The organism is Streptomyces sp. NBC_01571 (genome assembly GCF_026339875.1).
Classification (GTDB): domain Bacteria; phylum Actinomycetota; class Actinomycetes; order Streptomycetales; family Streptomycetaceae; genus Streptomyces.
This window is the reverse complement of sequence record NZ_JAPEPZ010000001.1, coordinates 3,320,832-3,345,158: the sequence shown is the minus strand read 5'-3', so window position 1 is coordinate 3,345,158 and position 24,327 is coordinate 3,320,832. Positions and strand designations below refer to the sequence as shown.

The window sequence follows — 24,327 nt, the reverse complement described above, 5'->3', positions numbered from 1 at the left end:
CGGAAGATCGTGTGGCAGGATGCGGTATCAGGTCATGAGCGACAGCCATGAGGCCCCGGCCGGCTGTCCGGCAACCCTCCGTCCGTGGCGGGGTGCCCCGGGTGAAGACCAGGCCGTAGGCAGCGAGGTCTACGGCAAGCGCGGACCCCTCGAGAATCCCAGGGGTCCTGGTCGTTCGAGGGAGCCTTCTGTGAGCAAGCGAATGCGCTAGGGCGTAGAGCCCCGCCTCCGCACACCCCTTTTCACCCTCACCTGCGCCGAGCCGCGCGCGCGTACCTCCGTACGCCCCCGCTCGCGCGGTGCTTCCGCCTGCCTCTCACAGGAGTGCGCCATGTCTGTCTCCACCGCTGCCGCCGACCAGTCCGTTTGTGCCCCGCTGCCCGTTCTGGGCCGTGATGTGACCGTCCCGCTCGTCACCGGTGGCGAGGTCACCTACGCCGCCCTCGACTACGCCGCCAGCGCCCCGGCCCTCCAGCGCGTCTGGGACGACGTCGCCGCGTACGCCCCGTACTACGGCAGCGTGCACCGCGGAGCCGGCTACCTCTCCCAGCTGTCCACCGACCTCTTCGAGAACGCCCGCGGGACCGTCGCGGAGTTCCTCGACTGCCGCGAGGACGACCAGGTCGTCTTCACCCGGTCGACGACCGACTCGCTCAACCTGCTCGCCGCCACCCTTCCGGCCGACTGCCAGGTCTTCGTCTTCGAGACCGAGCACCACGCCTCGCTGCTGCCGTGGCAGGACGCGCGGGTCACGTACCTCGACGCGCCCCGCACCCCGCGGCAGGCCGTCGCGGTCCTGGAGCGCGCCCTCGCCGACCGCGACCCCCACGGACCGGCCCTCGTCTGCGTCACCGGCGCCTCCAACGTCACCGGAGAGCTGTGGCCGGTGCGCGAGCTCGCCGCGGCGGCGCACGCCCACGGCGCCCGGATCGTCCTGGACGCCGCCCAGCTCGCCCCGCACCACCCGGTGTCCGTCCGTGACCTCGACGTCGACTGGGTCGTCTTCTCCGGGCACAAGCTGTACGCGCCCTTCGGTTCCGGTGTCCTGGCCGGCCGCTCCGACTGGCTGCGGGAGGCCGAGCCCTACCTCGCCGGCGGCGGCGCCAGCCGCAAGGTCGCCCGGCGCGCGGACGGTGGCGTCGACGTCGAGTGGCACGAGAGCGCGGCACGGCACGAGGCCGGGTCCCCCAACGTCATCGGCGCCTACTCCATCGCCTCCGCGTGCAAGGCGCTCACCGAGGAGGGCTTCGACCGGATCGTCGCCCGCGAGCGGCACCTGATCCGCACGGTCCGGGAGGGACTCGCCGAGGTGCCCGCCGTGCGCGTGCTGTCCCTGTTCGGCGACGACGCGCCGCGGGTCGGCGTCATCTCGTTCGTCGTCGAGGGCTGGAACAGCTCGCACTTCGCGGCGGCGCTCTCCGCCGAGTACGGCATCGGGGTGCGTGACGGTCTCTTCTGCGCGCATCCGCTGCTGCGCACGCTGCTCGGCAGCGACCCGCAGACCCAGGGCGAGTGCGGGGCCCCCGAGGCCGCGCCCGGCGAGAAGTCCCTCAACGCGATCCGCGTCAGCTTCGGGGCGGGCACCCCGGACGAGCACGTGGAGCGCTTCGTGCGCGCCGTGAAGGAGCTCGTGCGGGACGGTGCGCAGTGGCGCTACCGGACCGAGGGCGGTCGCTGCGTGCCCGCAGTCTGACCCCGGCGGCCGCGGAGGACCCGCGGCGGTACGGAGCGGCGTGGGGGGCGGGGTCAGGAGTCCAGGCCGGTCAGGAAGCCAGGCCGGTCAGGAGTCCAGGCCGATCGCGAACGCCGCCTCCAGGTCGTGCTGCGAGTACGTGCGGAACGCGACGTGCGTGTCGGTGCCCTCGACCCCCGGGATCTTGCTGATGCTGCCGGGGATGACGTCGGCCAGGTCGTCGTGGGCCTTGACCCGGACCATGGCGATCAGGTCGTACGTGCCGGTGACGGAGAAGACCTCGCTGACACTGTCCAGCGCGGCGATCGACTCGGCGATCTCGGGGATCCGGTCCACGCTGGTCTTGATGAGCACGATCGCGGTGATCACGGCTGGTTTTCTCCCTCGGGGGCCGCTGCTGGGACTTTCACTCTAGTCGGCCGCCGGAAGCGCACCCACGCGTAGAGGAAGCCCAGCGAGAAGCCCACCAGGTGCGCCAGATAGGCGACCCCGGGGCCCGAGGGGCTGCGGCCCGCCGCCAGCCACTGCAGCGCCGCCCAGAACGGCAGCACGATCCAGGCGGGGAAGCGCAGCGGCAGGAAGAAGAGGAACGGGAAGAGACTGGTCACCCGGGCCTTGGGGAAAAGGTAGAGGAACGCTCCGAGGACCGCGGAGATCGCTCCCGAGGCACCGACCAGGGTCTGTTCGGAGGTGGAGTTGGCGACCGCGTAGCCGACCAGCGCGAGATAGCCGCAGCCGACGTAGAAGAGGGCGAACTCGAAGTGGCCCATGCGTTCCTCGGTCATGGCCCCGAAGACGTAGAAGAAGAGCATGTTGCCCAGGAGGTGGAGCCAGCTGCCGTGGATGAACAGGGCCGTGGCGGGGGTCAGCAGGGCGCCCGGAGTCCCGCTGAGCAGGTCGGTGGGCACCACGCCCCAGCGCCGGAAGTAGGCCCGCTGCGCGACGAGCAGCTCGTCACCGGTGCCGTACGTCGGATTGAACCCCGACGCCGGGCCGATCACGAAGATCACACAGCACAGGACGATCAGCCCGTACGCCACGGGCGCGGACTGGGCCCGCACCGTCCTGCCGACCGTCGTCCTCCAGTTGCCGATCATGTTGCAGAGCATGACGTAACCGGACCGATGCACACAGAGTGCCTCGCCGCTGTGGACGGCCGAGCGTCGACTACCCGCCAGGCCGTAGGGTTACGAGCCACACGGACACCAGAAGGAAAGCGACTGCCACATGACGGTTCCCCTTCCGACCGCCGAGACTCGCTGGCGCTGCACCCTGTGCGGCAATCTGACGCGCTTCGACGTGACCCGCTCGTCCAAGGTCGTCGAGTACGTGCACCTCGACCTGGGCGGTGAGCCGAGCGTGGAGGAGCGCGAGGTGGTCAGTGAGACCATCGAGTCGGTGCGCTGTCGCTGGTGCAACGCGGTGGATCAGGTGGAACTGGTGGACAGGCCGGGCGCCGGCTCCTGAGGGAGCGGGCCCCGCACGGACGATGGAGTGACGGATGGCGGAGACCACAGGCGGGGAGCCGGACGACGGCGCCGCCGAGGTGCTCGACCGTCCGCTGCCCGACGGCGTGCGCCGCCGTGTCGTACAGATCGTCTCCGACGGGTTCGGCGGTCTGACCATCGCCGAACTGCCGGTTCAGCTACGGCAGTACGCGCGGTTCGCCCCGAACCGGCGGGCGAAGTTCGCGGGCAACGCGATGGCCGCCGCACTGGAGACCGACCCGCTCTTCCGGCAGCGTATCGCCGAGAAGCTCAGAGAGGCGCAGCCGGAGCTCGTCGGCGCCCTCGACTCGGGTGCGCCGCCCCCGGCCGCGGACCCGCTGGACGTGGCGGCCGCTGCCTACGTGCTGCGCCCCGCGGGCTGGGTGAAGCTGGTGACCGCCGCGGGCGAGGAGGCTCTGCGGGCGGACGCCGAGCGCGCCGACGAGGAGAGCCGCGCGGAGCTGGAGCGACTGCGTGAGGAGCTCGCCGAGGCGCGGGCGCACACCCGGACCGAGACCGAACGGCTGCGCGCCGAGCTGGAGTCCGCGAAGAAGGAGTCGGAGTCGCTGCACCGCAAGCTGCGCGGTGCCCTCAGCGACGTCAAGCGGGGCGAGGCCGCGCTGCGCAAGCTGCAGGGCGAGATGGACACCGGGCGGGCCGAGGGGCAGGCCCAGGTGTCCGCCGCGGAGAGCGAGAGCCGGCGGCTCAAGACACGGCTCTCCGAGGCCGAGGCGGCCCTGGAGGCCACCCGTAAGGCGGCCCGCGAGGGGCGCAGCGTCGAGGACATGCGCGTCCGGCTGCTGCTGGACACCGTGCTGGACGCGGCGCAGGGGCTGCGCCGCGAACTCGCGCTGCCACCGGTGTCCGTACGGCCCGCCGAGACCGTGGACGCGGTCGAACCGGGACGGATGACCCCCAAGGACATCGCCGCTCGCGCCCTGTCCGAGAACGATCCCGCGATCCTCGACCAGCTGCTCGCGCTGCCGCAGGCGCACCTGGTGGTCGACGGCTACAACGTCACCAAGACCGGCTATCCGCAGATGCCGCTGGAGAAGCAGCGGCTGCGGCTGCTGGGGCAGCTCTCCCAGCTCGCCGCGCAGACCGGCGCCGAGGTCACCTGTGTCTTCGACGGGGCGGAGCTGGCCGCGCCGGTGCTGCTCGCGCCACCGCGCGGGGTACGGGTGCTGTTCTCCAAACCCGGCGTCACCGCGGACGAGTTGATCCGCCAGCTGGTGCGCGCCGAGCCGCCGGGGCGGCCGGTCATCGTGGTCTCCACCGACCGTGAGGTGGCCGACGGGATCGCCAAGGCGGGCGCCCGGCCGGTCGCCTCCGTCGTACTCCTGAAGCGCCTTTCGCGGGGTTAGCCGAGCGGCTTCCCGCAGCGTCTGTCGAGCGCCTTTCCGCGGGATCGGCCGAGCGCCTTCCGAGGGGTCTGTCGAGCGCCTTTCGTCGGGTTCATCAAGTGGTTTTCGCCTGGTCGGCGATCTGCGGCCTACGCCTCAAAGGGCTCGTACGTCCCATGTGTGACGTCCGGGCGCGATGACCCGTTTGGCGAGACCTTCACACAACGTAGCGTCAATCACGCATCACTGCAGGTGAGTTGAGTGCAAAGAATGCGCTCGGTAACCGAGATTTTTCAGGTTTGGATTTGAACTGATCACAGGAAGGTCACTAGGGTCTGGGCTCGAACCTCCGCTCGGGTGATCACTCATTGGGAGTGACGGCGGAGGGGCACCGCCCGTCGGCGTCTCGGCAGGCGGCTGGAGGAAGAAGGAGCTCGCCTTCGTGGCGTCCCACCGTCGACCCAAGCAGCCGAGCCGCACCCGTGTGACCGTGCTCACCACCGCCGCGGCGGCCGCCGTGGCCCTCAGCGCCAACGCCGCCAACGCCGCGCCCAGCGAGAAGCCGAGCAAGGACGAGGTCAAGGCCAAGGTCGACGCCCTCTACGAGCAGGCGGAGCAGGCCACCGAGAAGCTCGACGGGGCCAAGGAGAAGCAGGACAAGCTGGAGAAGCAGATCAGCACCCTGCAGGACAACGTCGCCCGCGGCCAGCAGGACCTCAACGAGCTGCGCGACGGCCTCGGTTCGATGGCCAGCGCCCAGTACCGCACCGGCGGCATCGACCCCTCCGTGGCGCTGTTCCTCTCCTCGAACCCGGACGACTACCTGGACAAGGCGTCCGCGATGGACCAGCTGAGCAGTCAGCAGGTCGAGGCGCTGAAGAAGGTCCAGGAGAAGCAGCGCGAGCTCGCCCAGCAGCGCCAGGAAGCGTCCGAGAAGCTCAAGGACCTCTCCGACACCCGCGCCGAGCTCAAGAAGAAGAAGCAGGAAGTCCAGGGCAAGCTCGCCTCCGCGCAGAAGCTCCTCAACTCCCTGACGGCCAAGGAGAAGGCGGCTCTCGACGAGGCGCAGTCGCGCGCCACCCGCGCCAGCGAGCGCACGGTCCTCGGCAGCCCCGGCAAGGCAGCCTCCGGGCGCGCCGGTGCCGCGTTCTCCGCCGGACAGAGCAAGATCGGCACCCCGTACGTCTACGGCGCCACCGGCCCCGGCTCCTTCGACTGCTCCGGTTTCACCTCCTGGTCCTACGCCCAGGCCGGTGTCTCCATCCCCCGGACCTCCGAATCGCAGGCCACCATAGGCACCCGCATCTACTCGCAGAGCGATCTGCAGGTCGGTGACCTGGTCTTCTTCTTCGGCGACCTGCACCACGTCGGGCTCTACGCGGGCAACGGCCAGGTGCTGCACGCCCCGCGTACCGGCACGGTCGTGCGCTACGAGTCGATGAGCACCATCGGCGGAGCGTTCCAGTTCGGCGTCCGGGTCTGATCCGGCCTCCGAACCGCTCCGGGAATCTCCCCGGCCAGCCGCCCAAACGGGCGAATCGCGGTAACTCCCGCTGACCCCACGCCCCGTCGGTGACCTGCGTCTCCGGCGGGGCGCCGCGCTGCGCGCCCCCGGAGGTCTTTGGCCGCTGCGTAGTCGCACGGCTACTGTCTGCCGCGTTTCCCCCGATTCCGGGGGACCGTCAGCGGAAGGGAGAGCGGCTACCGTGGGGTCCCATCGCCGCCGTGCACCGTCCGGGTCCGACCGGGGCGCAAGCGCCGCGGGCATCGCCGGCATCACCGCCACCGTGATGTCCGTGGCCGCCGCAGCCCTCGGTGCCGTACCGGCCGCCGCAGCACCGCAGGACGACACCCGGGCCGAGGTGGACCGTCTCTACACCCAGGCGGAGAAGGCCACCGAGGCATTCAACAAGGCCGGCGAACGCGCCGGTTCGCTGCGCAAGGAGGTGCGGACGGCGCAGGACCGGATCGCCCGCCAGCAGGAGCGCATCAACACGATGCGGGACGCGCTCGGTTCGCTCGCCGTGGCCCAGTACCGCGCGGGTGGCCTCGACCCCTCCCTCGCGCTGCTCTTCTCCGACAACCCGGCCGAATACCTCGACAAGGCCGCCGTGCTGGACCGGATCACCGCCCACCAGGCGGAGGAACTCAAGGACCTCCAGCTCGCCATGCGCGATCTCGCCCAGGAGCGGAAGGAGGCGACCGGGAAACTCGCCGAGCTGGAGCGGAGCAGCAGGGCCGTCGCCCACCACAAGCGGACCGTCGAGCGGAAACTCACCGAGGCGCGGCGGCTGCTCAACTCGCTGCCCGACGCCATGCGCGACGCCTACGACCGGGCCTCGCGCTCCGGACGCCCCGGCATCCCCGACCTCGGAGGCGCCGTGCCCTCCTCGGGCCGGGCCGCCGCGGCCCTCGCCGCGGCCCGCTCCGCGCTCGGCCGCCCGTACGTGTGGGGCGCCAACGGGCCCGGCGGCTTCGACTGTTCGGGCCTCATGCAGTGGTCGTACGCGCGGGCCGGGGTCGGTCTGCCGCGCACGTCGCAGGAGCAGCGGTACGCCGGACACCAGGTGCCGCTCTCCCAGGCCCTCCCCGGCGACCTGGTCACCTACCGGTCGGACGCGAGTCATGTGGCGATGTACGCGGGCAACGGGCAGGTGATCCACGCGCCCTATCCCGGGGCCGCCGTGCGCTACGACCCGGTGGGCATGATGCCGATCTCGTCCGTGACGCGGGTCTGACCGCGCCGCCGGACCGCCGTACGATCGGGAACGTGGCAGGTCGAGGGCGGGCGTCGCGGGCGGGGTGTTCCCTGGTGCTGCTGCTCGGCGTGCTGGTGGGCTGCGGCGGACATCCGGCCCCGGACACCGCGGCCGCCGAGGTGCAGCAGGTCCTCGACCGGCGGGCGTCCGCGGTCCTCGACCGGGACGAGGCGGCGTACCGCGCCACCGAGGAACCGTCCGGCCCGGTCACCGAGTTCCGGTGGCTGCGCGCCGTCCCGTTGGCCGCCTGGTCGTACCACCTGACCGATCTGCGCCGTTCCGGGGACCGGGCCACCGCCGACGCGGAGCTGCGCTATCGCGTCGAGGGATACGACAGGGCTCCCGTCACGGTCGACCGCACCCTGCGCCTGGTCCACGACGACGGGCGGTGGCGGGTCGCCTCCGACGCGCCCTCGAAGAAGGCCGGCCGGCAACTGTGGGAGCAGGGCGCGGTGACGGCCGTACGGGGCGCGCACAGCCTCGTTCTGGGGGTCGGGCAGTCCGGTGAGCGGCTGCGGGCCTACGCGGCTCTCGCGGACCGCGCGGTGCCCGCCGTGTCCGAGGCCTGGGGCACGGACTGGGCGGGGCACGTCGTCGTCCTCGTACCGAAGTCGCTGGAGGGCATGGCGGGGCTGCTCGGCGCGTCGGCTTCCGGCTACCGGGGGATCGCCGCGGTCACCACCGGCGAGGCGGGCGGCTCGGCGAAGGCGCCCGCGGACCGGATCATCGTCAACCCCGAGGCGTACGGCGTGCTCGGCGACCTGGGCAAGCAGGTCGTGCTGACCCACGAGACGACACACGTCGCCACCCGGGCCCACACGACCGCCGCCACGCCCCTGTGGCTGTCCGAGGGGTACGCGGACTGGGTCGGTTATCGCGGCAGCGGGCGTACGACGGCACAGGTCGCCCCGGAGCTGCAGCGTGCGGTGCTGGGCGGCCACCTGCCGGCCGCGCTGCCGGTCGACGGGGACTTCGGGTTCGCCGGGGACGCGGCGCGGCTGGCGCGGGCGTACGAGGGCGGCTGGACGGCCTGCCGGCTGATCGCCGACCGCTGGGGCGAGGTGCGGCTGAACGAGTTCTACCGGGCGGTGGGCGACCACGGGAAGCGGGCGGGGGCCGTGGAGGGCGCGCTGCGGGGCGTGCTGCACACGACGCCCGAGAAGTTCACCGAGCAGTGGCGGACCTATCTGCGGACCCAGCTCGGCTGAGCGGGGCCCGGTCGGGCACGGGGCCGCCGTCGGGACCCGGCCGATGTCCGGATCGGGCGCCGCCTGGACCGGACGTCCTGCGGAACCGGGGGTCTCCCGGACCGGATGTCTCCCGGACCGGACGTCCTGCGGAACAGGGGGTCTCCCGCTGCGGAACAGGGGGTCTCCCGGACCCGTTCAGCCCTCCAGGCGGGTGATCGCCTCCGTCAGCCACGCCCTTTCCGCCTCGCCCGTCGCCCGGGCCACCCGCAGCATCCCCTCGCGGAACGGGTCGCCGGTCTCCTCCGCGCGCAGGGGCCTGCCCTCGCTGTAGAAGAAGCTCGCGGGCGTCTCCAGGAACGCCTGTCGGCGCCGCAGGACCGCGGCCTGCTCCCGGGGGTCCGGGAGATGGCGCAGGAACGCCAGCAGCGTGTTGAAGCGCACGTGGTCGGTGATCTCGGCCTGCTTGGGGTGGCGCAGTCGCTCCAGCAGGTCCGCGCGGCCCTTCTCGGTGAGGGAGAGGGTGCGGCGCGGGGCCGCGCCGGTGCCCGGCTCCGTGTGCTGGTCGACCTTGCCGGCTGTCACCAGGCGCGTGATGGCCGGGTACAGCGCGCCGTCACTGACGGGGCGCACATGGCCGCTGAGCGCCTTGATGCGCTCCTTCAGTTCGTAGCCGTGCAGCGGTTCTTCGGCGAGGAAGCCCAGGATCGACAGCTCCAGCATCCGGTTCGGTCCCTTCTTGCGATCGTCCGAGAACCCATGGTACCTCTTATCGAGTTACCTCGAAACGAGGTAACTCGGATCGAGGGGGTCCTGGATGAACACCCACCGGAAGCAGCTCATCTCGCTCGCCCGCCCCGTCTACTTCTCGTTGCTCGCCTCCGTGGCCGCCGGGATCATCAACACCGTCTGGGTGTCCCGCCTCGGCGGCCCCGCCGTGGCCGCGGTCGCCGTCGCGACCACCACCGAGAACGTGCTGCTCGGCGTCGCCCTGGTCTTCGCCTCCGGTACGACCGTCCTGGTCGCGCACGCCCGAGGGGCCGGGGATCCGGGCGCGGTCCGCGCCGCCGTACGCGGGGGAGGCGCCCTGTGCGCGGTGGTCACCCCGGTGGTCGCCGTCGGCGGATACCTGCTGCGTGAGCCGCTGGCCCGACTGGTGCTGGGCGGCGGCGGACACGCCCCGGCCCTGGCCGCCGGCTACTTCGCGATCTCCCTGCCGGGCATCGCCGTCTTCTTCGCGCAGAACCTCGTCGACGGAATCCTGAAGGGCGCCGGCGACACCCGCACCCCGATGCGCCTGGCCCTCCTCGCCAACGGGCTGATCCTCGGTCTCGACCCGCTGCTCATCCACGCGTACGGCGTGCGGGGCGCCGCCGCCTCCACCGTCCTGTGCCGCGGCGCGGCCCTCGCGCTGGGACTGCGTGCCCTGCGCGGGAACACGCTGCTGCGTGAGGCCGGGGCCGCCGCGCCCTCCGAGGCCACCGCTGCCGCGCTGCGCCGGACCCTGCGGACCGGGCTGCCGATGTCCGCCGACTTCACCGTGCGGCAGGGCGGGACGCTGGTCCTGGTCGCGATCGTGGCCCGGCTGGGGGTGACGGCCGTGGCCGCGTACTCCGTCGCGTACAAGGTCATGTACGTCGCGACCATGGCGTTCTACTCGGTGCGGCAGGCCGCCTCGATCCACACCGCGCACATCCGCGGCACCGGCGGGGACGAGCGGGGTGCCATCGGCCGGCAGGCCGTCACGGTCTCCGTGACGGCGGGCCTGGTGGCCGCGGGTCTGCTGTCGGCGCTCGCGCCCTGGATCATGCGGGCCTTCGGCGCCGGACCCGAGGTTGCCCACCAGGGCGCGCTGTTCCTGCGCTGCGTGGGGCCGTACCTGCTGCTGATGGCCTGCTTCATCGCGCTCGGCGGGGTCTTCGAGGGCAGCGGGGGAGCGCCGCTGCTGCTCCGGGTGACCCTGCTGGGCACGGCGGTCCAGCTGCCGCTCGCGTTCGGGCTGTCGGGGCTCGGGCTGCCCGGGATCTGTCTGGCGCTGGCGCTGTCCATGGCGGTCCAGTGCGCGGCCGCGGGGCTGCTGCTGGCCCGCGCCCGCCGTCAGGAGGGGCTCAGGGGCTCCCTGGTGCGGGCGGCCTGAGCGGGCAGGATCGGGGCCGGGTGCGTCACCGTGCCCCACCAGAGTTCGCGGGCGGCCAGCAGCGCGGCGGCCACCAGCAGCCCGTCGCGGGCGAAGAGCAGGGTGACGCCCAGCCAGTCGCTGATCACCACGTGCGAGAACCAGACCGGGAACTCCAGCACGGTCGCACCGCACGCGCCCAGCACCATCGCCACCGGCGGCGTCATCCGGCTGCCCCGGAAACAGAGACAGACGGCGCCGATCCCGACCAGCCACACCATGTACTGCGGGCTGATGACCCGGCTGGTGGCGGTGAACATCAGGACCGCCACGAACGCGGCGTCGGCGAGCGTGTGCGACCGCAGGCGCCCGCTGCGCAGCCGCCACAGCAGCAGCCAGCCCAGGGCGGCCGCGCTGAGCGTGAGGGCCGCCGCGCTCACCACGTCGACGTACGGACCCAGGAACTCCACCGAGCCGTAGTTGAGCAGCACCTGACCGCTCCAGCCGAAGTGCCGGGCCACGTGGAAGACCAGGGAGCCCAGCGACTCCACCTCGGTGCCGCGGCCCCGCTGGAAGGCGAGGAAGGAGAAGGCGCCCGGCATCGCCGCCCAGAACAGCACGGCGATCCCGCCTCCGGTCACCGCCGCCGCGGTCCACGCGCGGCGCTTCACGGCTCCGGCGAGCAGCAGGACCGGCCACACCTTCAGCAGTGCGCCGAAGCCCGCGAGAGCCCCCATCACGCGCGGGTGACGGCCCCCCGCGAGCAGGGCCGCGACCGCCACGGCCGTCACCATCACGTCGTAGCGGGCGTAGACGGTCGGTCCGAGCAGCGGGAGGCCGGCCACCCACACCCAGGCGCCGCGGAGCGTCCTGCCGGGGCGCACACCGGCGTACAGCAGCAGCGCGCACACCACCAGGTCGGCGAGGAGGGCCAGCACGAAGAAGGCGGACGGGTAGTCGAGGAAGGGCAGCAGCCCGGGGGAGAGGATCGCGAGCGACGCGGCCGGCGGGTACTGCCAGGTCACGTCGTCGAGCGGGAACGTGCCGGTGCGCAGGATCTCGTACCAGCCCCGGTAGATCACCGAGACGTCGCCGGTGACGTCCGGGCCGGGCAGCACGAACACCCTCAGGACGAAGAGCAGCAGCACCAGCCTGGTCAGGCCCCAGGCTCCGAGCAGTCCGTACGGGAACCTCGCGCCCCTTGCGCCCGTCATGCCCACCTGGCCCTCGTCCGTCCGATCCCGCGCGGTTCCGCGCGGAAACATGATGGCGCGCCGGACTGTGCGAGAGCCAAGAAGCGGGGCCGTGCGCGGGGGTGTGTGCCGGACGCGGACGGGCACGGGGGTTTCGGTACTGTCGGGCGCGATGCACAAGACCCTGATCGTGACCAACGACTTCCCGCCCCGCCCCGGCGGCATCCAGGCGTTCCTGCACAACATGGCGCTGCGCCTGGACCCCGAGCGGCTCGTCGTCTACGCCTCCACCTGGAAGCGCGGCCGGGAGGGTGCCGAGGCGACGGCGGCCTTCGACGCCGAGCAGCCCTTCACCGTCGTGCGCGACCGCACGACGATGCTGCTGCCGACGCCGGGCGTCACCCGCCGGGCCGTCGGGCTGCTGCGCGAACACGGTTGTACGTCGGTGTGGTTCGGGGCGGCGGCCCCGCTCGGCCTGATGGCGCCGGCGCTGCGCCGGGCGGGCGCCGGACGGCTGGTGGCCACCACGCACGGTCACGAGGCCGGCTGGGCTCAACTGCCGGCCGCGCGCGGGCTGTTGCGGCGGATCGGCGACTCCACGGACACGATCACGTATCTGGGGGAGTACACGCGCTCACGGATCGCCGCCGCGCTGAGCCCGGACGCGGCCGGGCGCATGGTCCAGCTGCCGCCCGGCGTCGACGAGAAGACCTTCCACCCCGGTTCGGGCGGCGCCGAGGTCCGTGCCCGGCTCGGTCTCACGGATCGCCCGGTGGTGGTCTGTGTCTCCCGCCTGGTCCCGCGCAAGGGGCAGGACACGCTCATCCTCGCCATGCCGCGCATTCTCGCGGCGGAGCCGGACGCGGTGCTGCTGATCGTCGGCGGCGGGCCGTACGAGAAGGAGTTGCGCGGGCTCGCGCACGAGACCGGTGTCGCCGACGCCGTCCGCTTCACCGGAGCGGTGCCCTGGTCGGAGCTGCCGGCCCACTACGGCGCCGGGGACGTCTTCGCGATGCCCTGCCGCACCCGCCGGGGTGGCCTCGACGTCGAGGGCCTCGGCATTGTCTACCTTGAGGCGTCCGCGACCGGCCTGCCGGTCGTCGCCGGTGACTCGGGCGGCGCGCCCGACGCGGTCCTCGACGGCGAGACGGGCTGGGTCGTGCGCGGCGGTTCCCCGGACGACTCGGCCGACCGCATCATCACCCTCCTCGCCGACCCGGAACTCCGCCGGCGCATGGGAGAACGGGGCCGCGAGTGGGTCGAGGAGAAATGGCGCTGGGACCTCCTGGCAGAAAAACTCAAGGCCCTCCTGTAGCCCACCCCCCGACACGTTTTCACGCCGGCCCCACCAACTCCCCAGGGGCGCGGGGAACGGCGCGCTCAGCCACAGCGCTCCCGCACATTCCCAGGCACAGCGGCCCCGCCCCCTCTCAGGGGCGCGGGGAACGGCGCAAAACCCCCATGGACCCGCACACATCCACAGTCGCCCCCACCAACTCCCCAGGGGCGCGGGGAACGGCGCGCTCAGCCACAGCGCTCCCGCGCATTCCCAGGCACAGCGGCCCCACCCCCTCTCAGGGGCGCGGGGAACGGCGCAAAACCCCGACGCACCCGCACATCCCCACGCACACCGACCCCCACCCCCTCGAAATCCGGGCGAAGCCCCTAGGCGGAAGCCAATAATCCGCCGATGCTGCGCACATGACAGAAAACCTGACTCGTCATCAGATGACAAACCGTCACCTGACAAGACGTCAAATCCTGGGCATGGCCGCCCTCCAGACGGCCGCCGCCATCGGCCTCACCCGCATCGGCCTCCAGTCGGCCCACGCCGCCGAACCCGCCGCCGTCGACAACGCCCCCGCGATCGTGATCGGTTCCGGCTACGGCGCCGCCGTGGCCGCCCTCCGCCTCGGCCAGGCCGGCATCCGCACGCTCGTCATCGAGATGGGACGGCTCTGGAACACCGCCGGCTCCGACGGCAAGGTCTTCTGTTCCACCAGCGCCCCCGACCAGCGCTCCATGTGGTTCCGCACCCGCACCGAGGCCCCGCTCGCCACGTTCCTGTGGCTGGACCTCGTCAACAAGGACATCGGCCGGTACCCGGGAGTCCTGGACCGCGTCCACTACGACCACATGTCCGTGTACGTCGGCCGAGGCGTCGGCGGCGGCTCGCTGGTCAACGGCGGCATGGCCGTCACACCCCCGCAGTCGTACTTCTCCGAGCAGTTCCCCGGCGTGGACGCCACCGAGATGTACAACACCTACTTCCCGCGCGCCCGCACCATGCTCGGTGTCAACACGGTCGACCCCACCTGGTTCGAGTCCACCGAGTGGTACAAGTTCACCCGGACCTCCCGCAAGGCCGCTACGAACGCAGGCCTGAAGACCACGTTCGTACCGAACGTCTACGACTTCTCCTACATGCAGCGGGAGGCGGCCGGCACCGCCACCAAGTCGGCGCTCGCGGGCGAGGTCATCTACGGCAACAACTACGGCAAGAAGAGCCTCGACAAGACGTACCTCGCCGCCGCGCTCGGCACCGGCAACGTCACCATCCACACCCTGGAACGGGTCCGGGCCGTCCAGCGCGCCGCCGACGGTACGTACACCCTGACCGCCGACCGGATCGACACCAGCGGCGCGGTGGTGGAGACCAAGCAGTACAGCTGCACGTACCTCTTCCTGGGCGGCGGCAGCCTCGGCACCACCGAACTCCTCGTCCGGGCCCGGGAGACGGGCGCCCTGCCCGCCCTGGACGCCAGCGTGGGCACGGGCTGGGGGACCAACGGCAACGTCATGACCGGCCGCGCCAACCACATCTGGGACACGGTCGGGGCCAACCAGGCCACGATGCCCGTCATGGGGATCGACGACTGGGCGAACACCTCCAACCCCGTCTTCGCCGAAATCGCCCCGCTGCCCATGGGGTTGGAACACTGGATCAGCCTCTACCTGGCGATCACCAAGAACCCGGAGCGGGCGTCCTTCACCTATGACGCCACCACGGACTCCGCGAAGCTCGGCTGGACCGCGGCCCAGAGCGCGGTCTCGGTGAGCATGGCCAGGAAACTCTTCGACCGGATCAACGCGGCCAACGCGACGATCTACCGCTACGACCTCTTCGGCGACAACAAGACCTTCGCCGACGACTTCTGCTATCACCCGCTCGGCGGCTGCGTGCTGGGCAGGGCGACGGACAACTACGGCCGGGTGAAGGGCTATCCGCACCTGTACGTCACCGACGGCTCACTGGTACCGGGCTCGATCGGGGTCAACCCGTTCGTGACGATCACCGCGCTCGCGGAACGCGGCATGGCGCGGATCCTCGCCGAGGACACCGCGCCATGAGAGCCGTAGAGCCGTACACCTGAACCGGACGTGCCGGGGTCAGCCCCGGTAGATCGCCTCGATCTCGTCCGCGTAGTCCTTGGCCACCACGTTGCGCTTGAGCTTCAGGGACGGCGTCAGGTGGCCCGACTCCTCGCTGAACTGGGAGGACAGAATGCGGAACTTCCGCACCGATTCCGCCTTCGACACCGCGGCGTTGCCGTCGTCGACCGCGTCCTGGATCGCACGTACGAGATCCGGGTCGTCGCGCAGCGACGCCGTGGTGGAACCCGCCGGTTTGCCGTGCTCCGCGCACCAGCGGCCCAGGAACTCCTCGTCGACGGTGACCAGCGCGCCGACGAACGGGCGCCCGTCGCCGACCACCATGCACTCCGCGACCAGCGCGTGCGCGCGGATGCGGTCCTCGATCACGGCAGGGGCGACGTTCTTGCCGCCCGCGGTGACGATGATCTCCTTCTTGCGGCCGGTGATACGGAGGTAGCCGTCCTCGTCGAGGGTGCCGATGTCGCCCGTGTGGAACCAGCCGTCGGCCAGCGCCTCCGCTGTGGCGGCCTCGTTGTTCCAGTACCCCTTGAACAGGTGCTCGCCGTGCAGCAGCACCTCGCCGTCGTCCGCGATGCGGATCACGGAACCCGGCAGCGGCTGCCCGACCGTGCCGATCTTCGTCCGGTCCCAGGGGTTGAAGGCGGTGGCCGCGCAGGACTCGGTCAGGCCGTAGCCCTCCAGGACCGTGAAGCCGATGCCGCGGAAGAAGTGCCCGAGCCGCTCGCCGAGCGGGGCGCCGCCGGAGATGGCGTACTCGCCGCGACCGCCCAGCACCGCACGCAGCTTGCTGTAGACCAGCTTGTCGAAGGTCTTGTACTTGATCTTCAGGCCGAGCGAGGGGCCGGACGGGGTGTCCAGCGCGCGGCTGTACGCGATCGCCGTGTCCGCGGCCTTGTCGAAGATCTTGCCCTTGCCGTCCGCCTGCGCCTTGGCGCGCGCCGAGTTGTAGACCTTCTCGAAGACGCGCGGCACACCGAGGATCAGCGTCGGCCGGAACGCGGCCAGCTCGTCGGTGAGGTTCTTGATGTCCGGGACACAGCCCAGCTTGATCGGCGCCATCATCGGCGCGACCTGCACGAGACGTCCGAAGACATGGGCGAGGGGGAGGAACAGCAGCACGGAGCACTCGCCCGTGCGGAACAGCGGACGCAGCCGCTCCACGATGTTGCCGCACTCCGCGAAGAAGGCACGGTGGGTGAGCACGCAGCCCTTCGGCCGACCGGTCGTGCCGCTCGTGTAGACGATGGTCGCCGGGTCGTCGGCCTTGGCCAGCGAGCTGCGCTCCTCGACGGTCGCGTCGCTGACGTCCCTGCCGGCACGCCCCAGCTCCTCGACCCCGCCGCCCTCTATCTGCCAGACGTGCTTGAGGGCGGGCAGCCGCTCGCGCACCGATTCCACGGAGGCCGCGTGCGTGGGCAGCTCGACGATGCAGGCGGTCGCGCCCGAGTCGCCGAGTATCCACTGCACCTGCTCCGCCGAGCTGGTCTCGTACACCGGCACGGTGACGGCGCCCGCGCTCCAGATGGCGAAGTCGAGCAGCGTCCACTCGTAGCGTGTGCGGGACATCAGGGCGACCCGGTCGCCGGGCTGCACACCCGAGGCGATCAGGCCCTTGGCCGCGGCCCGCACCTCGGCGAGGAACACCGTGGCGGTGACGTCCGTCCACGTGCCGCCCACCTTGCGGGCGATGACGGCGACGTCGGGATGCTGCGCGGCGTTTCTGCGGACGATGTCGGTCAGATTTCCGTCCGCAGGGACCTCGTACAAAGCCGGAAGGCTGAACTCGCGCAAGACTGCTGCTCCTCATAGGGCGCCGGCGCCACGACTCTGTGTGATGCGACGGTGCGGTCCAAGGCTCGGGCAGGTACCCGGGAAGATCGTTGTTGAAATCCTGAGTACGACTGGACGGCCCGGACGTTACCCACCGGTACGGCTGTTTCGATAGGGGGTCCCGGCGAGATGTTCCCTGCGTCACACAGGTTGGCGTTCCTTCGCGCACAGTAGTCCACGCTCTTCTCGGCGTGCCAGTAACCGCAGGTCCGACCGCCTCTGTTCACGTTTGCCGCACAGGCCTACGCTTGATCGCCATGGCACCCACACCAGGCGGTAACCGCAGGACGCGCATTCATGTGGTGAGTGACGTGCACGGCAACGCACGTGACCTCGCCCGGGCCGGCGACGGTGCCGACGCCCTGATCTGCCTCGGTGACCTGGTGCTCTTCCTCGACTACGCCGACCACTCGCGGGGCATCTTCCCCGACCTCTTCGGCACGGAGAACGCCGACCGGCTGGTCGAGCTGCGCACCGCCCGGCGCTTCACGGAGGCGCGGGAGTTCGGGGCACGGCTGTGGGCCGGTGTGGGGATGGACCGCCTCGGGGTCATCGAGAAGGCGGTGCGCAAGCAGTACGCCGAGCTGTTCGCCGCGTTCCCGACACCGACGTACGCGACCTACGGCAATGTCGACATGCCTCCGTTGTGGGCGGAGTACGCCGGACCCGGCACCACCGTCCTCGACGGCGAGCGGGTGGAGATCGGCGGCCGGGTCTTCGGCTTCGTCGGCGGCGGCCTGCGCACCCCCATGCGGACGCCCTACGAGATCAGCGACGAGGAGTACGCGGCGAAGGTCGAGGCGGTCGGCGAGGTCGACGTGCTGTGCACGCACATCCCGCCGGAGGTGCCCGATCTGGTGTACGACACGGTGGCGCGCCGCTTCGAACGCGGGTCCCGTGCGCTGCTCGACGCGATCCGCCGTACCCGCCCCCGCTACGCGCTCTTCGGCCACGTCCACCAGCCACTCGTCCCGCGGATGCGGATCGGCGCGACGGAGTGCGTGAACGTCGGGCACTTCGCCGGTTCGGGAAGGCCCTGGTCGCTGGAATGGTGAACGCCAGGTGGGGTGGCAATGGTTCGGCCGACGCGCGGTAGCCTTCACGCTGCACACACGTGCGCACCACCCTCCCTCACCGGACCGCACCTGGAGGAGCCACGGCGATGGCGGAACACACCAGCTCGAGCATCACGATCGAGGCGGCACCGGCTGACGTCATGGCGGTCATCGCCGACTTCGCCCGCTACCCGGACTGGACCGGCGAGGTGAAGGAGGCCGAGGTACTCGGCACGGACGGGCAGGGCCGCGCCGAGCAGGTACGCCTCGTCATGGACGCCGGCGCCATCAAGGACGACCAGACCCTGGGATACACCTGGACCGGTGACCACGAGGTCTCCTGGACCCTGGTCAAGTCCCAGATGCTGCGCTCCCTGGACGGCTCGTACCTCCTCGAGCCCGCGGGCACCGGCGCCACCGAGGTCACCTACCGGCTGACGGTCGACGTCAAGATCCCCATGCTGGGCATGATCAAGCGCAAGGCCGAGAAGGTCATCATCGACCGCGCCCTGGCGGGCCTGAAGAAGCGGGTGGAGTCGGGCGACGCGGGCTGAACCCGGTCCGCGGCCGGACCGACCCGGGTCCGCACACCCGCCGACCGCGGGTCGGCGCGGGGCCTCCGGGAGCGCACGGGCGACGGGGCGGGGCGGCGGGGACGCCCGGCGCGGGTAGCGTTCCCTTCCATGCGCACCATCCTGATCACCGGCTCCGGCGGCACCGGCCGTACGACCCTCGCGGCGGCCACCGCGCTGAAGGCCGCGGGTGAGGGCACCCGCACCCTGCTGCTGAGCGCCGACCGCACCGACACCCCCGGAGCCGCGCTCGGCACCCGCACGGGCGCGGAGCCCGTCGAAGCCGCCCCCGGCCTCACCACCTGGCGTCCCGACGCGACGGAACGCTTCCGCGAGGACCTCACCGCCTTCCAGGACCGCGCGACCGCCGCCCTCGATCTGCTCGGCGCCGCCCGACTGGACGCCGAGGAGCTCACCCCGCTGCCCGGCGCGGAGGAGCTGGCCCTGCTGCGCGCCCTGCGCGACGCGGCCACCTCGGACACCTACGACCTCCTGGTCGTGGACCTCCCCCCGACCCCGCGGGCCCTCGCCCTGCTCGCGCTCCCCGAGGAGCTCCGCCGCTATCTGCGCCGCCTGCTCCCCGCGGAGCGCCAGGCCGCCCGTGCCCTGCGGCCCGTCCTCGGCCGCCTCGCCGGCGTCCCGATGCCCGCCGAGTGGCTGTACGAGACGGCGGCACGCTGGGACGTCGAGCTGGCCGCCGTGGCGTCGGTCGTCGAGGACCCCACCACGACCGTACGGGTGGTCGCCGAACCCGGACCGGCCGGCACCGACGCCGCCCGCACCGCCGTCACCGGCCTCGCCCTGCGCGGCCTGCGCGTCGAGACGCTGCTCGCCAACCGGGTGCTGCCCGCCGCCACCCCGGACACCTGGCTGGGGGCCCTCGCCGCCCAGCAGCGCAAGGCGCTCGACGAGTGGCGGGAGGCGTACGCCGTCCACGAGATCCCGCACCTGGCCCGCGACCCGCGCGGCACCGACGACCTCGGCGCGCTCCCGCTGCCCGGTGTCAACGAAACGCCAACCCCGGTCGAGTGGCCCGTCCTCGACCACCTCGCCGAGGACGGCGTCCTCGTGTGGCACATCCCGCTCCCCGGCGCGATACGCGAGGAACTGGACCTGATCCGCAGGGGTGACGAACTGGTCGTCACCGTGGGGCAGTTCCGCCGGATCGTGCCGCTGCCGTCGGCGCTGCGCCGCTGCGCCGTGGACGGCGCGGCGCTGCGCGGGGGAGAGCTGAGGATCCGTTTCGCGCCGGACCCGGATCTGTGGCCGCGCACACGGTGAACCGGGTACCCCTGTTCGGGTAACGTCGAAGGGAGGAAACGTAGGCAGGAGTCCGCCATGAGTGAAGAGCGCACCACGTCCGACGCCGCTCAGCACGAGGCGGTGGACGAAGCGCGCGTCAGTGACGCCGACGCCTGGGCGAAGGCGTGCGCCGAGGATCTCGCGGCGGAGAAGGCTCGCCGCCGCACCCAGTACGGGCCTCCGCCGGGTTCCGCCTCCGAGGAACTGCGCAAACTCGTCGACGCGGTCGCCGACAAGCTGTCCGGTCTGAACTCACCGCTGTTCGGAGCGATCGCCTCCGGCACCGCCCAGCAGATGGTCAGCCAGGTCGTGCAGCAGGCCAAGGCGGCCGTCGAACCGGTCATAGAGCGCAACCCCGACGTCTTCGACCACCTCGCGGCCGCGGGCTCCGAGCTGCTCGCCGCCTACCGCTCGGCCGTCGAGGCACAGGAACGGCGCTGGACGACCCCGGAGACCGGCCCTCGCGACGAGGGCACCGGTCCGGGGGAGCGGATTGACTTGGACTAAAGGCCGCTCGGGTACGGTTGGCCGTAGCGGGGCTCGACCGAAACTGAGGGATTCATGGGACTCACCATCGGCGTCGATATCGGCGGCACGAAGATCGCGGCCGGTGTGGTCGACGAGGAAGGCAACATCCTCTCGACCCACAAGGTGCCGACTCCCACCACGCCGCAGGCCATCGTGGACGCCATCGCCGCCGCGGTCGAGGGCGCGCGCGCGGGACACGACATCGTCGGCGTGGGCATCGGCGCGGCCGGATACGTGAACCGCCAGCGCTCGACGGTCTACTTCGCGCCCAACATCGACTGGCGGCAGGAGCCCCTCAAGGCCGAGGTCGAGGCGCGCGTGGGGCTGCCGGTCGTGGTGGAGAACGACGCGAACGCGGCGGCGTGGGGCGAGTACAAGTTCGGCGCGGGCAAGGGCCACCGGAACGTCATCTGCATCACGCTGGGCACGGGCCTCGGCGGCGGCATCATCATCGGCAACAAGCTGCGCCGCGGGCACTTCGGCGTCGCCGCCGAGTTCGGCCACATCCGGATGGTGCCGGACGGTCTGCTGTGCGGCTGCGGCTCGCAGGGCTGCTGGGAGCAGTACGCCTCCGGCCGCGCCCTCGTCCGCTACGCCAAGCAGCGGGCGAACGCGACGCCCGAGAACGCGGAGATCCTGCTCGCGCTGGGCGACGGCAACCCCGACGGCATCGAGGGCAAGCACATCTCGGTGGCGGCGCGGCAGGGCGACCCGGTGGCGGTGGACTCCTACCGGGAGCTGGCCCGCTGGGCCGGTGCCGGTCTCGCCGACCTCGCCTCGCTCTTCGACCCTTCGGCCTTCATCGTCGGCGGCGGTCTGTCGGACGAGGGTGAGCTGGTCCTCGACCCCATCCGCAAGTCGTACAAGCGCTGGCTCGTCGGAGGCAACTGGCGCCCCGTGGCCGATGTGATCGCCGCCCAGCTCGGCAACAAGGCCGGCCTCGTGGGCGCGGCGGACCTGGCTCGGGAGCCCGACCCGATCATGTGACGCCCGCGCCACACCCAGTCACCCGACATCGCCCGCCGCGCCCTCGAAGCCGGCGGGCGCTGCCGTGCCCCCGCAGCTGCGTGCGGCGCACTGCCGTGCCCTCGCAGGGGCGCGGGGAACTGCGCGACCAGCCGCGACGCTCCCCGCGGCCGGGATCCGGCCCGACCGCGATTCGCCCCGCCGGGGGTGGTCGCCGTCGTGCGGCGGATCTTTCGTGCGCGGGCGGCGCCGGGCCGGACTCCTCGCAGCTGCGTGCGGCGCACTGCCGTGCCCCCGCAGGGGCGCGGGGAACTGCGCGACCAGCCACGACGCCCCCGCGGCCGAGATCCGAACCGACCGCGATTTCCGCCCCACCCAGCGGAGCGCCCCCGTATCTTGATCCGCATGGCGACGACCCCGCTGCCCCACTCCCACACCGAACCCGACGGCTCCGCCGTGATCCGGGTGCTCAGCTACAACATCCGCTCGATGCGCGACGACACCGACGCCCTCGCGCGCGTGATCAGCGCCTGCGCACCGGACCTGGTCCTGATCCAGGAAGCCCCCCGCTTCTTCCGCTGGCGCAAGAAGCTGGCCCGTCTCGCGGCGGCCTCCGGCCAGATGATCCTGTCCGGTGGTGCCCCGGCGGCCGGCCCCGCACTGCTGTGCTCCCTGCGGGCCACCGTCGAACGCACCGAGGACGTCCTGCTCCCGCTCACCCCCGGCCAGTTCCGCCGGGGCTTCGCCACGGCCGTCGTCCGCTTCGGCGGCGCCCGCCTGGGCGTGCTGAGCTGCCACCTGTCGCTCGACGCGGACGAGCGTCACGAGCAGGGCGGCATGCTCCTGGACCGCCTGGCCGCCCTCGGCACCCCGCACGCCGTGGCGGGCGGCGACCTCAACGACCGCCCGGACGGCCGCACCTTCGAGCGCCTCGCGGCATCCCTCCAGGACGGCTGGGCGACCCGCCCCTGGGGCGCCGAGCACACCTGGATCCGCGACGCGCCCCACCGCCGTATCGACGCGGTCTTCGCGACGAAGGGAGTAGAGATCCTGGGATGCGGGGTGCCACTGGGCCATCCCGGCGTGACGGAGACGGACCTGAGGGCGGCCACGGACCACCTGCCCGTACTGGCCGCCCTCAGAGTGCCCGCGTCCTGAGGCCTCGGTTCCGAGGCCTCAGCCCCGAGCCGTCGGTCCTGAGGCGTCGGTCCTGAGGCGCCCGCCCCTGACGCGTCGGTCCCGGGACGGCCGCCCCGGGACGCACGTGCCGGGACTGTCTCAGACCACCGCGCCCCGCCCGGGATCGTCCTCGTCCTCGTCGTCGGGGTTCATGCGCATCACCAGGGTGGCGAAGCCGCCGAGGAAGCCGCCGATACCCACGGTGGCGAGCCACCAGGTCATGTCCCAGCCGAGCAGGACGGCCAGCAGGAGCACGATCGGACCGCCGATGACGGCGAGCCACGCGAACTTGGCCGTGGTGTCGGCGGCCGGCAGCGGAGGCGGCTCGGGCGGTACGAAATGGCCCTCGTCGTCCTCGTCGAAGTCCTCCTCGGCGGGTTCCGCCGTGCTGTAGTCGCGCGGACCGCCGACGCCGGGCGCGAAGGAGACCGAGCTGCCGAGAGCCTGGGCCGCGGAGGGCCGGTCCCCGTCCTCGTCCGTCCGGCCGGCGTCGTCCGTGCCGTTCTTGTCGCCCTTGTCGCGCTGCTCGGGCCTGCCCCCGCGGCCTGCGGAGGTGCCGTTCGTCTCGGGATCGAGGAGTGCCAGGTCCTCGACCGACTTGAACGGCTTCGCGCCGGGCGGATCCTTCGGCTCCTCGCCGTAGCCCTCGACGATCGCCTGCCACGCGGCGTCCTCGTCGAACGGCACACTCTGTTCGTCCCCCGGGGGCCCGCCGACGGGTACGCCCTTCTCGTCGGGCTCGCCGCGCTCCGCGTCCTGCTCAGCCACCAGTGGCCGTCCCTTCCTGCTGACCCGCCTGAACCGCGCCGGACCGCTCGCCGACGCCGGGCGCGAGCCGGCCGATGAACGCGTAGCTCTCCTCGAAGACCCGGTCCGCGTCATGGTCCAACGTCGCCACGTGGTAGCTCTGTTCCAGGAGGATCTCCGTCACGTCCGTGGACGACACCCGGCTCAGCACGCGGGCCGAGTCCACCGGCGGCACCACATGGTCCTGCGGGCTGCGCAGCAGCAGGAGCGGCTGGGTGACCTGGGGCAGCTCCCCGTCGACGATCCGGTAGAAGTTCCGCATGGAGTGCGCGGCCCGCAGGGGCACCCGGTCGTAGCCCAGTTCCGTGACGCCCTCCTTGGCGATGTCGCTCGCGATGCCGCCCACGGTCGGTACGAAGTGACGGAGCACGGGGAGGGCGTACGCGGCGGCCCCGTGCACCCTGTTCGCCGGGTTGACGACGACGATGCCGCTCACCTCGTCCCCGTGCTTCGCCGCCAGCCGCAGGGCCAGCGCGCCGCCCAGGGAGAGGCCGAAGACGAACACCCTGGTGCAGCGCTCCCGCAGGGCGCGCAGTTCGCGGTCCACCTCCGCGTACCAGTCCTGCCAGCCGGTGAGCTGCATGTCCTCCCAGCGCGTGCCGTGTCCGGGCAGCAGCGGGAGCGCGACGGTCAGGCCGCGCTCGGCGAGGAACTCGGCCCAGGGGCGCAGTGACTGGGGGGACCCGGTGAAACCGTGGCAGAGGAGGACGCCGACCTCTCCGCCCTCGTGGCGGAACGGCTCGGCTCCAGGAAGGACCGGCACCTTCGGTCTCCTGTTCGTCAGGACGGGCGGAACGGGACAAGGCAGGCGGGCGGACCGGAACAAGACGGGCGACCCGAACGGAGGCGGAACACGACCCCGGGAGATCCGGGCGTACTTCACCGTACGCGACCGCACTGACACCGACCAGGGT

Annotated in this window: 22 protein-coding genes and 1 riboswitch; of the genes, 15 read left to right on the top strand and 7 right to left on the bottom strand. The window is 72.0% G+C overall.

The window, feature by feature from the left end:
- Nucleotides 1-30: 30 nt before the first annotated feature.
- Nucleotides 31-147, top strand: a riboswitch (SAM riboswitch).
- A gap of 184 nt (nucleotides 148-331) precedes the next feature.
- Nucleotides 332-1,693: an aminotransferase class V-fold PLP-dependent enzyme gene (locus tag OHB41_RS15070; RefSeq protein WP_266698633.1), complete on the top strand. Its 1,362-nt coding sequence runs from the start codon at nucleotides 332-334 to the stop codon at nucleotides 1,691-1,693.
- An 87-nt stretch (nucleotides 1,694-1,780) separates the two neighbouring features.
- On the opposite strand, the gene OHB41_RS15065 is transcribed toward OHB41_RS15070, so the two are convergent.
- Both OHB41_RS15065 and OHB41_RS15060 read right to left on the bottom strand, forming a co-directional pair.
- Nucleotides 1,781-2,062 (bottom strand): Lrp/AsnC family transcriptional regulator, encoded by a 282-nt coding sequence (locus OHB41_RS15065; RefSeq protein WP_148013620.1) that lies wholly within the window; start codon nucleotides 2,060-2,062, stop codon nucleotides 1,781-1,783.
- On the bottom strand, nucleotides 2,059-2,790 hold the full coding sequence (locus OHB41_RS15060; RefSeq protein WP_266698632.1) for a rhomboid family intramembrane serine protease: 732 nt from the start codon (nucleotides 2,788-2,790) through the stop codon (nucleotides 2,059-2,061). The genes OHB41_RS15065 and OHB41_RS15060 overlap by 4 nt, the downstream gene beginning before the upstream one ends.
- Before the next feature lie 130 nt (nucleotides 2,791-2,920).
- On the opposite strand from OHB41_RS15060, the gene OHB41_RS15055 reads away from it, so the two are divergent.
- The 5 genes from OHB41_RS15055 (at nucleotide 2,921) to OHB41_RS15035 (ending at nucleotide 8,490) form a co-directional block, all read left to right on the top strand.
- The gene (locus tag OHB41_RS15055) at nucleotides 2,921-3,160 is read left to right on the top strand and encodes a hypothetical protein (RefSeq protein WP_266698631.1); all 240 of its coding nucleotides are present in this window, start codon (nucleotides 2,921-2,923) and stop codon (nucleotides 3,158-3,160) included.
- A gap of 34 nt (nucleotides 3,161-3,194) precedes the next feature.
- On the top strand, nucleotides 3,195-4,544 hold the full coding sequence (locus tag OHB41_RS15050; protein ID WP_266698630.1) for an NYN domain-containing protein: 1,350 nt from the start codon (nucleotides 3,195-3,197) through the stop codon (nucleotides 4,542-4,544).
- Nucleotides 4,545-4,965: 421 nt separating this feature from the next.
- The gene (locus OHB41_RS15045; protein WP_266698629.1) at nucleotides 4,966-6,006 is read left to right on the top strand and encodes a C40 family peptidase; all 1,041 of its coding nucleotides are present in this window, start codon (nucleotides 4,966-4,968) and stop codon (nucleotides 6,004-6,006) included.
- A 223-nt stretch (nucleotides 6,007-6,229) separates the two neighbouring features.
- Nucleotides 6,230-7,261, top strand: a complete 1,032-nt coding sequence (locus tag OHB41_RS15040) for a C40 family peptidase (protein ID WP_266698628.1) — start codon at nucleotides 6,230-6,232, stop codon at nucleotides 7,259-7,261.
- Nucleotides 7,262-7,293: 32 nt separating this feature from the next.
- Nucleotides 7,294-8,490 (top strand): hypothetical protein, encoded by a 1,197-nt coding sequence (locus OHB41_RS15035; protein ID WP_266698627.1) that lies wholly within the window; start codon nucleotides 7,294-7,296, stop codon nucleotides 8,488-8,490.
- 177 nt (nucleotides 8,491-8,667) lie between these two features.
- Here OHB41_RS15035 and OHB41_RS15030 read toward each other — a convergent pair whose 3' ends face one another.
- Nucleotides 8,668-9,192, bottom strand: a complete 525-nt coding sequence (locus OHB41_RS15030) for a PadR family transcriptional regulator (protein WP_266698626.1) — start codon at nucleotides 9,190-9,192, stop codon at nucleotides 8,668-8,670.
- 94 nt (nucleotides 9,193-9,286) lie between these two features.
- On the opposite strand from OHB41_RS15030, the gene OHB41_RS15025 reads away from it, so the two are divergent.
- The gene (locus OHB41_RS15025; protein ID WP_266698625.1) at nucleotides 9,287-10,606 is read left to right on the top strand and encodes an MATE family efflux transporter; all 1,320 of its coding nucleotides are present in this window, start codon (nucleotides 9,287-9,289) and stop codon (nucleotides 10,604-10,606) included.
- On the opposite strand, the gene OHB41_RS15020 is transcribed toward OHB41_RS15025, so the two are convergent.
- The gene (locus OHB41_RS15020) at nucleotides 10,567-11,799 is read right to left on the bottom strand and encodes a glycosyltransferase family 87 protein (protein WP_266698624.1); all 1,233 of its coding nucleotides are present in this window, start codon (nucleotides 11,797-11,799) and stop codon (nucleotides 10,567-10,569) included. The two genes, OHB41_RS15025 and OHB41_RS15020, sit on opposite strands and share 40 nt — an antisense overlap.
- Nucleotides 11,800-11,950: 151 nt before the next feature.
- Between OHB41_RS15020 and OHB41_RS15015 the strand changes: the two genes are divergently transcribed.
- Both OHB41_RS15015 and OHB41_RS15010 read left to right on the top strand, forming a co-directional pair.
- Complete coding sequence (locus OHB41_RS15015; RefSeq protein WP_266698623.1) at nucleotides 11,951-13,093, top strand: glycosyltransferase family 4 protein; 1,143 nt, start codon at nucleotides 11,951-11,953, stop codon at nucleotides 13,091-13,093.
- Nucleotides 13,094-13,545: 452 nt separating this feature from the next.
- The gene (locus OHB41_RS15010; protein ID WP_266698622.1) at nucleotides 13,546-15,129 is read left to right on the top strand and encodes a GMC oxidoreductase; all 1,584 of its coding nucleotides are present in this window, start codon (nucleotides 13,546-13,548) and stop codon (nucleotides 15,127-15,129) included.
- A 39-nt stretch (nucleotides 15,130-15,168) separates the two neighbouring features.
- Here OHB41_RS15010 and OHB41_RS15005 read toward each other — a convergent pair whose 3' ends face one another.
- Nucleotides 15,169-16,965, bottom strand: coding sequence for an AMP-dependent synthetase/ligase (locus OHB41_RS15005; protein WP_266698621.1), 1,797 nt, complete (start codon nucleotides 16,963-16,965; stop codon nucleotides 15,169-15,171).
- A gap of 296 nt (nucleotides 16,966-17,261) precedes the next feature.
- Here OHB41_RS15005 and OHB41_RS15000 point away from each other — a divergent pair, with 296 nt between their 5' ends.
- The 6 genes from OHB41_RS15000 (at nucleotide 17,262) to OHB41_RS14975 (ending at nucleotide 22,585) form a co-directional block, all read left to right on the top strand.
- The gene (locus OHB41_RS15000; protein WP_266698620.1) at nucleotides 17,262-18,059 is read left to right on the top strand and encodes a metallophosphoesterase family protein; all 798 of its coding nucleotides are present in this window, start codon (nucleotides 17,262-17,264) and stop codon (nucleotides 18,057-18,059) included.
- Between the two features lie 107 nt (nucleotides 18,060-18,166).
- The gene (locus OHB41_RS14995) at nucleotides 18,167-18,613 is read left to right on the top strand and encodes an SRPBCC family protein (protein ID WP_266698619.1); all 447 of its coding nucleotides are present in this window, start codon (nucleotides 18,167-18,169) and stop codon (nucleotides 18,611-18,613) included.
- A 129-nt stretch (nucleotides 18,614-18,742) separates the two neighbouring features.
- Nucleotides 18,743-19,912 (top strand): ArsA family ATPase, encoded by a 1,170-nt coding sequence (locus OHB41_RS14990; protein WP_266698618.1) that lies wholly within the window; start codon nucleotides 18,743-18,745, stop codon nucleotides 19,910-19,912.
- Between the two features lie 57 nt (nucleotides 19,913-19,969).
- Nucleotides 19,970-20,440: a DUF5304 domain-containing protein gene (locus OHB41_RS14985; RefSeq protein ID WP_266698617.1), complete on the top strand. Its 471-nt coding sequence runs from the start codon at nucleotides 19,970-19,972 to the stop codon at nucleotides 20,438-20,440.
- A gap of 54 nt (nucleotides 20,441-20,494) precedes the next feature.
- Nucleotides 20,495-21,448, top strand: a complete 954-nt coding sequence (locus OHB41_RS14980) for an ROK family glucokinase (RefSeq protein WP_266698616.1) — start codon at nucleotides 20,495-20,497, stop codon at nucleotides 21,446-21,448.
- A 384-nt stretch (nucleotides 21,449-21,832) separates the two neighbouring features.
- Nucleotides 21,833-22,585 carry an endonuclease/exonuclease/phosphatase family protein gene (locus OHB41_RS14975; protein ID WP_266698615.1) on the top strand — a complete coding sequence of 251 codons (753 nt, stop codon included), beginning with the start codon at nucleotides 21,833-21,835 and terminating at the stop codon, nucleotides 22,583-22,585.
- A gap of 120 nt (nucleotides 22,586-22,705) precedes the next feature.
- Here OHB41_RS14975 and OHB41_RS14970 read toward each other — a convergent pair whose 3' ends face one another.
- Nucleotides 22,706-23,374: a hypothetical protein gene (locus tag OHB41_RS14970; RefSeq protein WP_266698614.1), complete on the bottom strand. Its 669-nt coding sequence runs from the start codon at nucleotides 23,372-23,374 to the stop codon at nucleotides 22,706-22,708.
- Nucleotides 23,367-24,176, bottom strand: coding sequence for an alpha/beta hydrolase (locus tag OHB41_RS14965; protein WP_266698613.1), 810 nt, complete (start codon nucleotides 24,174-24,176; stop codon nucleotides 23,367-23,369). Before OHB41_RS14965 ends, OHB41_RS14970 begins: the two co-directional genes overlap by 8 nt.
- Nucleotides 24,177-24,327: the final 151 nt, after the last annotated feature.

Excerpts from the sequence above, each read along its gene's own strand:
- OHB41_RS15070 (WP_266698633.1), top strand. The coding sequence starts at position 332 with ATGTCTGTCTCCACCGCTGCCGCCGACCAGTCCGTTTGTGCCCCGCTG.
- OHB41_RS15060 (WP_266698632.1), bottom strand. The coding sequence starts at position 2,790 with ATGATCGGCAACTGGAGGACGACGGTCGGCAGGACGGTGCGGGCCCAG.
- OHB41_RS15055 (WP_266698631.1), top strand. The coding sequence starts at position 2,921 with ATGACGGTTCCCCTTCCGACCGCCGAGACTCGCTGGCGCTGCACCCTG.
- OHB41_RS15050 (WP_266698630.1), top strand. The coding sequence starts at position 3,195 with ATGGCGGAGACCACAGGCGGGGAGCCGGACGACGGCGCCGCCGAGGTG.
- OHB41_RS15030 (WP_266698626.1), bottom strand. The coding sequence starts at position 9,192 with ATGCTGGAGCTGTCGATCCTGGGCTTCCTCGCCGAAGAACCGCTGCAC.
- OHB41_RS15025 (WP_266698625.1), top strand. The coding sequence starts at position 9,287 with ATGAACACCCACCGGAAGCAGCTCATCTCGCTCGCCCGCCCCGTCTAC.
- OHB41_RS15020 (WP_266698624.1), bottom strand. The coding sequence starts at position 11,799 with ATGACGGGCGCAAGGGGCGCGAGGTTCCCGTACGGACTGCTCGGAGCC.
- OHB41_RS15015 (WP_266698623.1), top strand. The coding sequence starts at position 11,951 with ATGCACAAGACCCTGATCGTGACCAACGACTTCCCGCCCCGCCCCGGC.
- OHB41_RS15010 (WP_266698622.1), top strand. The coding sequence starts at position 13,546 with ATGGCCGCCCTCCAGACGGCCGCCGCCATCGGCCTCACCCGCATCGGC.
- OHB41_RS15000 (WP_266698620.1), top strand. The coding sequence starts at position 17,262 with ATGGCACCCACACCAGGCGGTAACCGCAGGACGCGCATTCATGTGGTG.
- OHB41_RS14995 (WP_266698619.1), top strand. The coding sequence starts at position 18,167 with ATGGCGGAACACACCAGCTCGAGCATCACGATCGAGGCGGCACCGGCT.
- OHB41_RS14990 (WP_266698618.1), top strand. The coding sequence starts at position 18,743 with ATGCGCACCATCCTGATCACCGGCTCCGGCGGCACCGGCCGTACGACC.
- OHB41_RS14985 (WP_266698617.1), top strand. The coding sequence starts at position 19,970 with ATGAGTGAAGAGCGCACCACGTCCGACGCCGCTCAGCACGAGGCGGTG.
- OHB41_RS14980 (WP_266698616.1), top strand. The coding sequence starts at position 20,495 with ATGGGACTCACCATCGGCGTCGATATCGGCGGCACGAAGATCGCGGCC.
- OHB41_RS14975 (WP_266698615.1), top strand. The coding sequence starts at position 21,833 with ATGGCGACGACCCCGCTGCCCCACTCCCACACCGAACCCGACGGCTCC.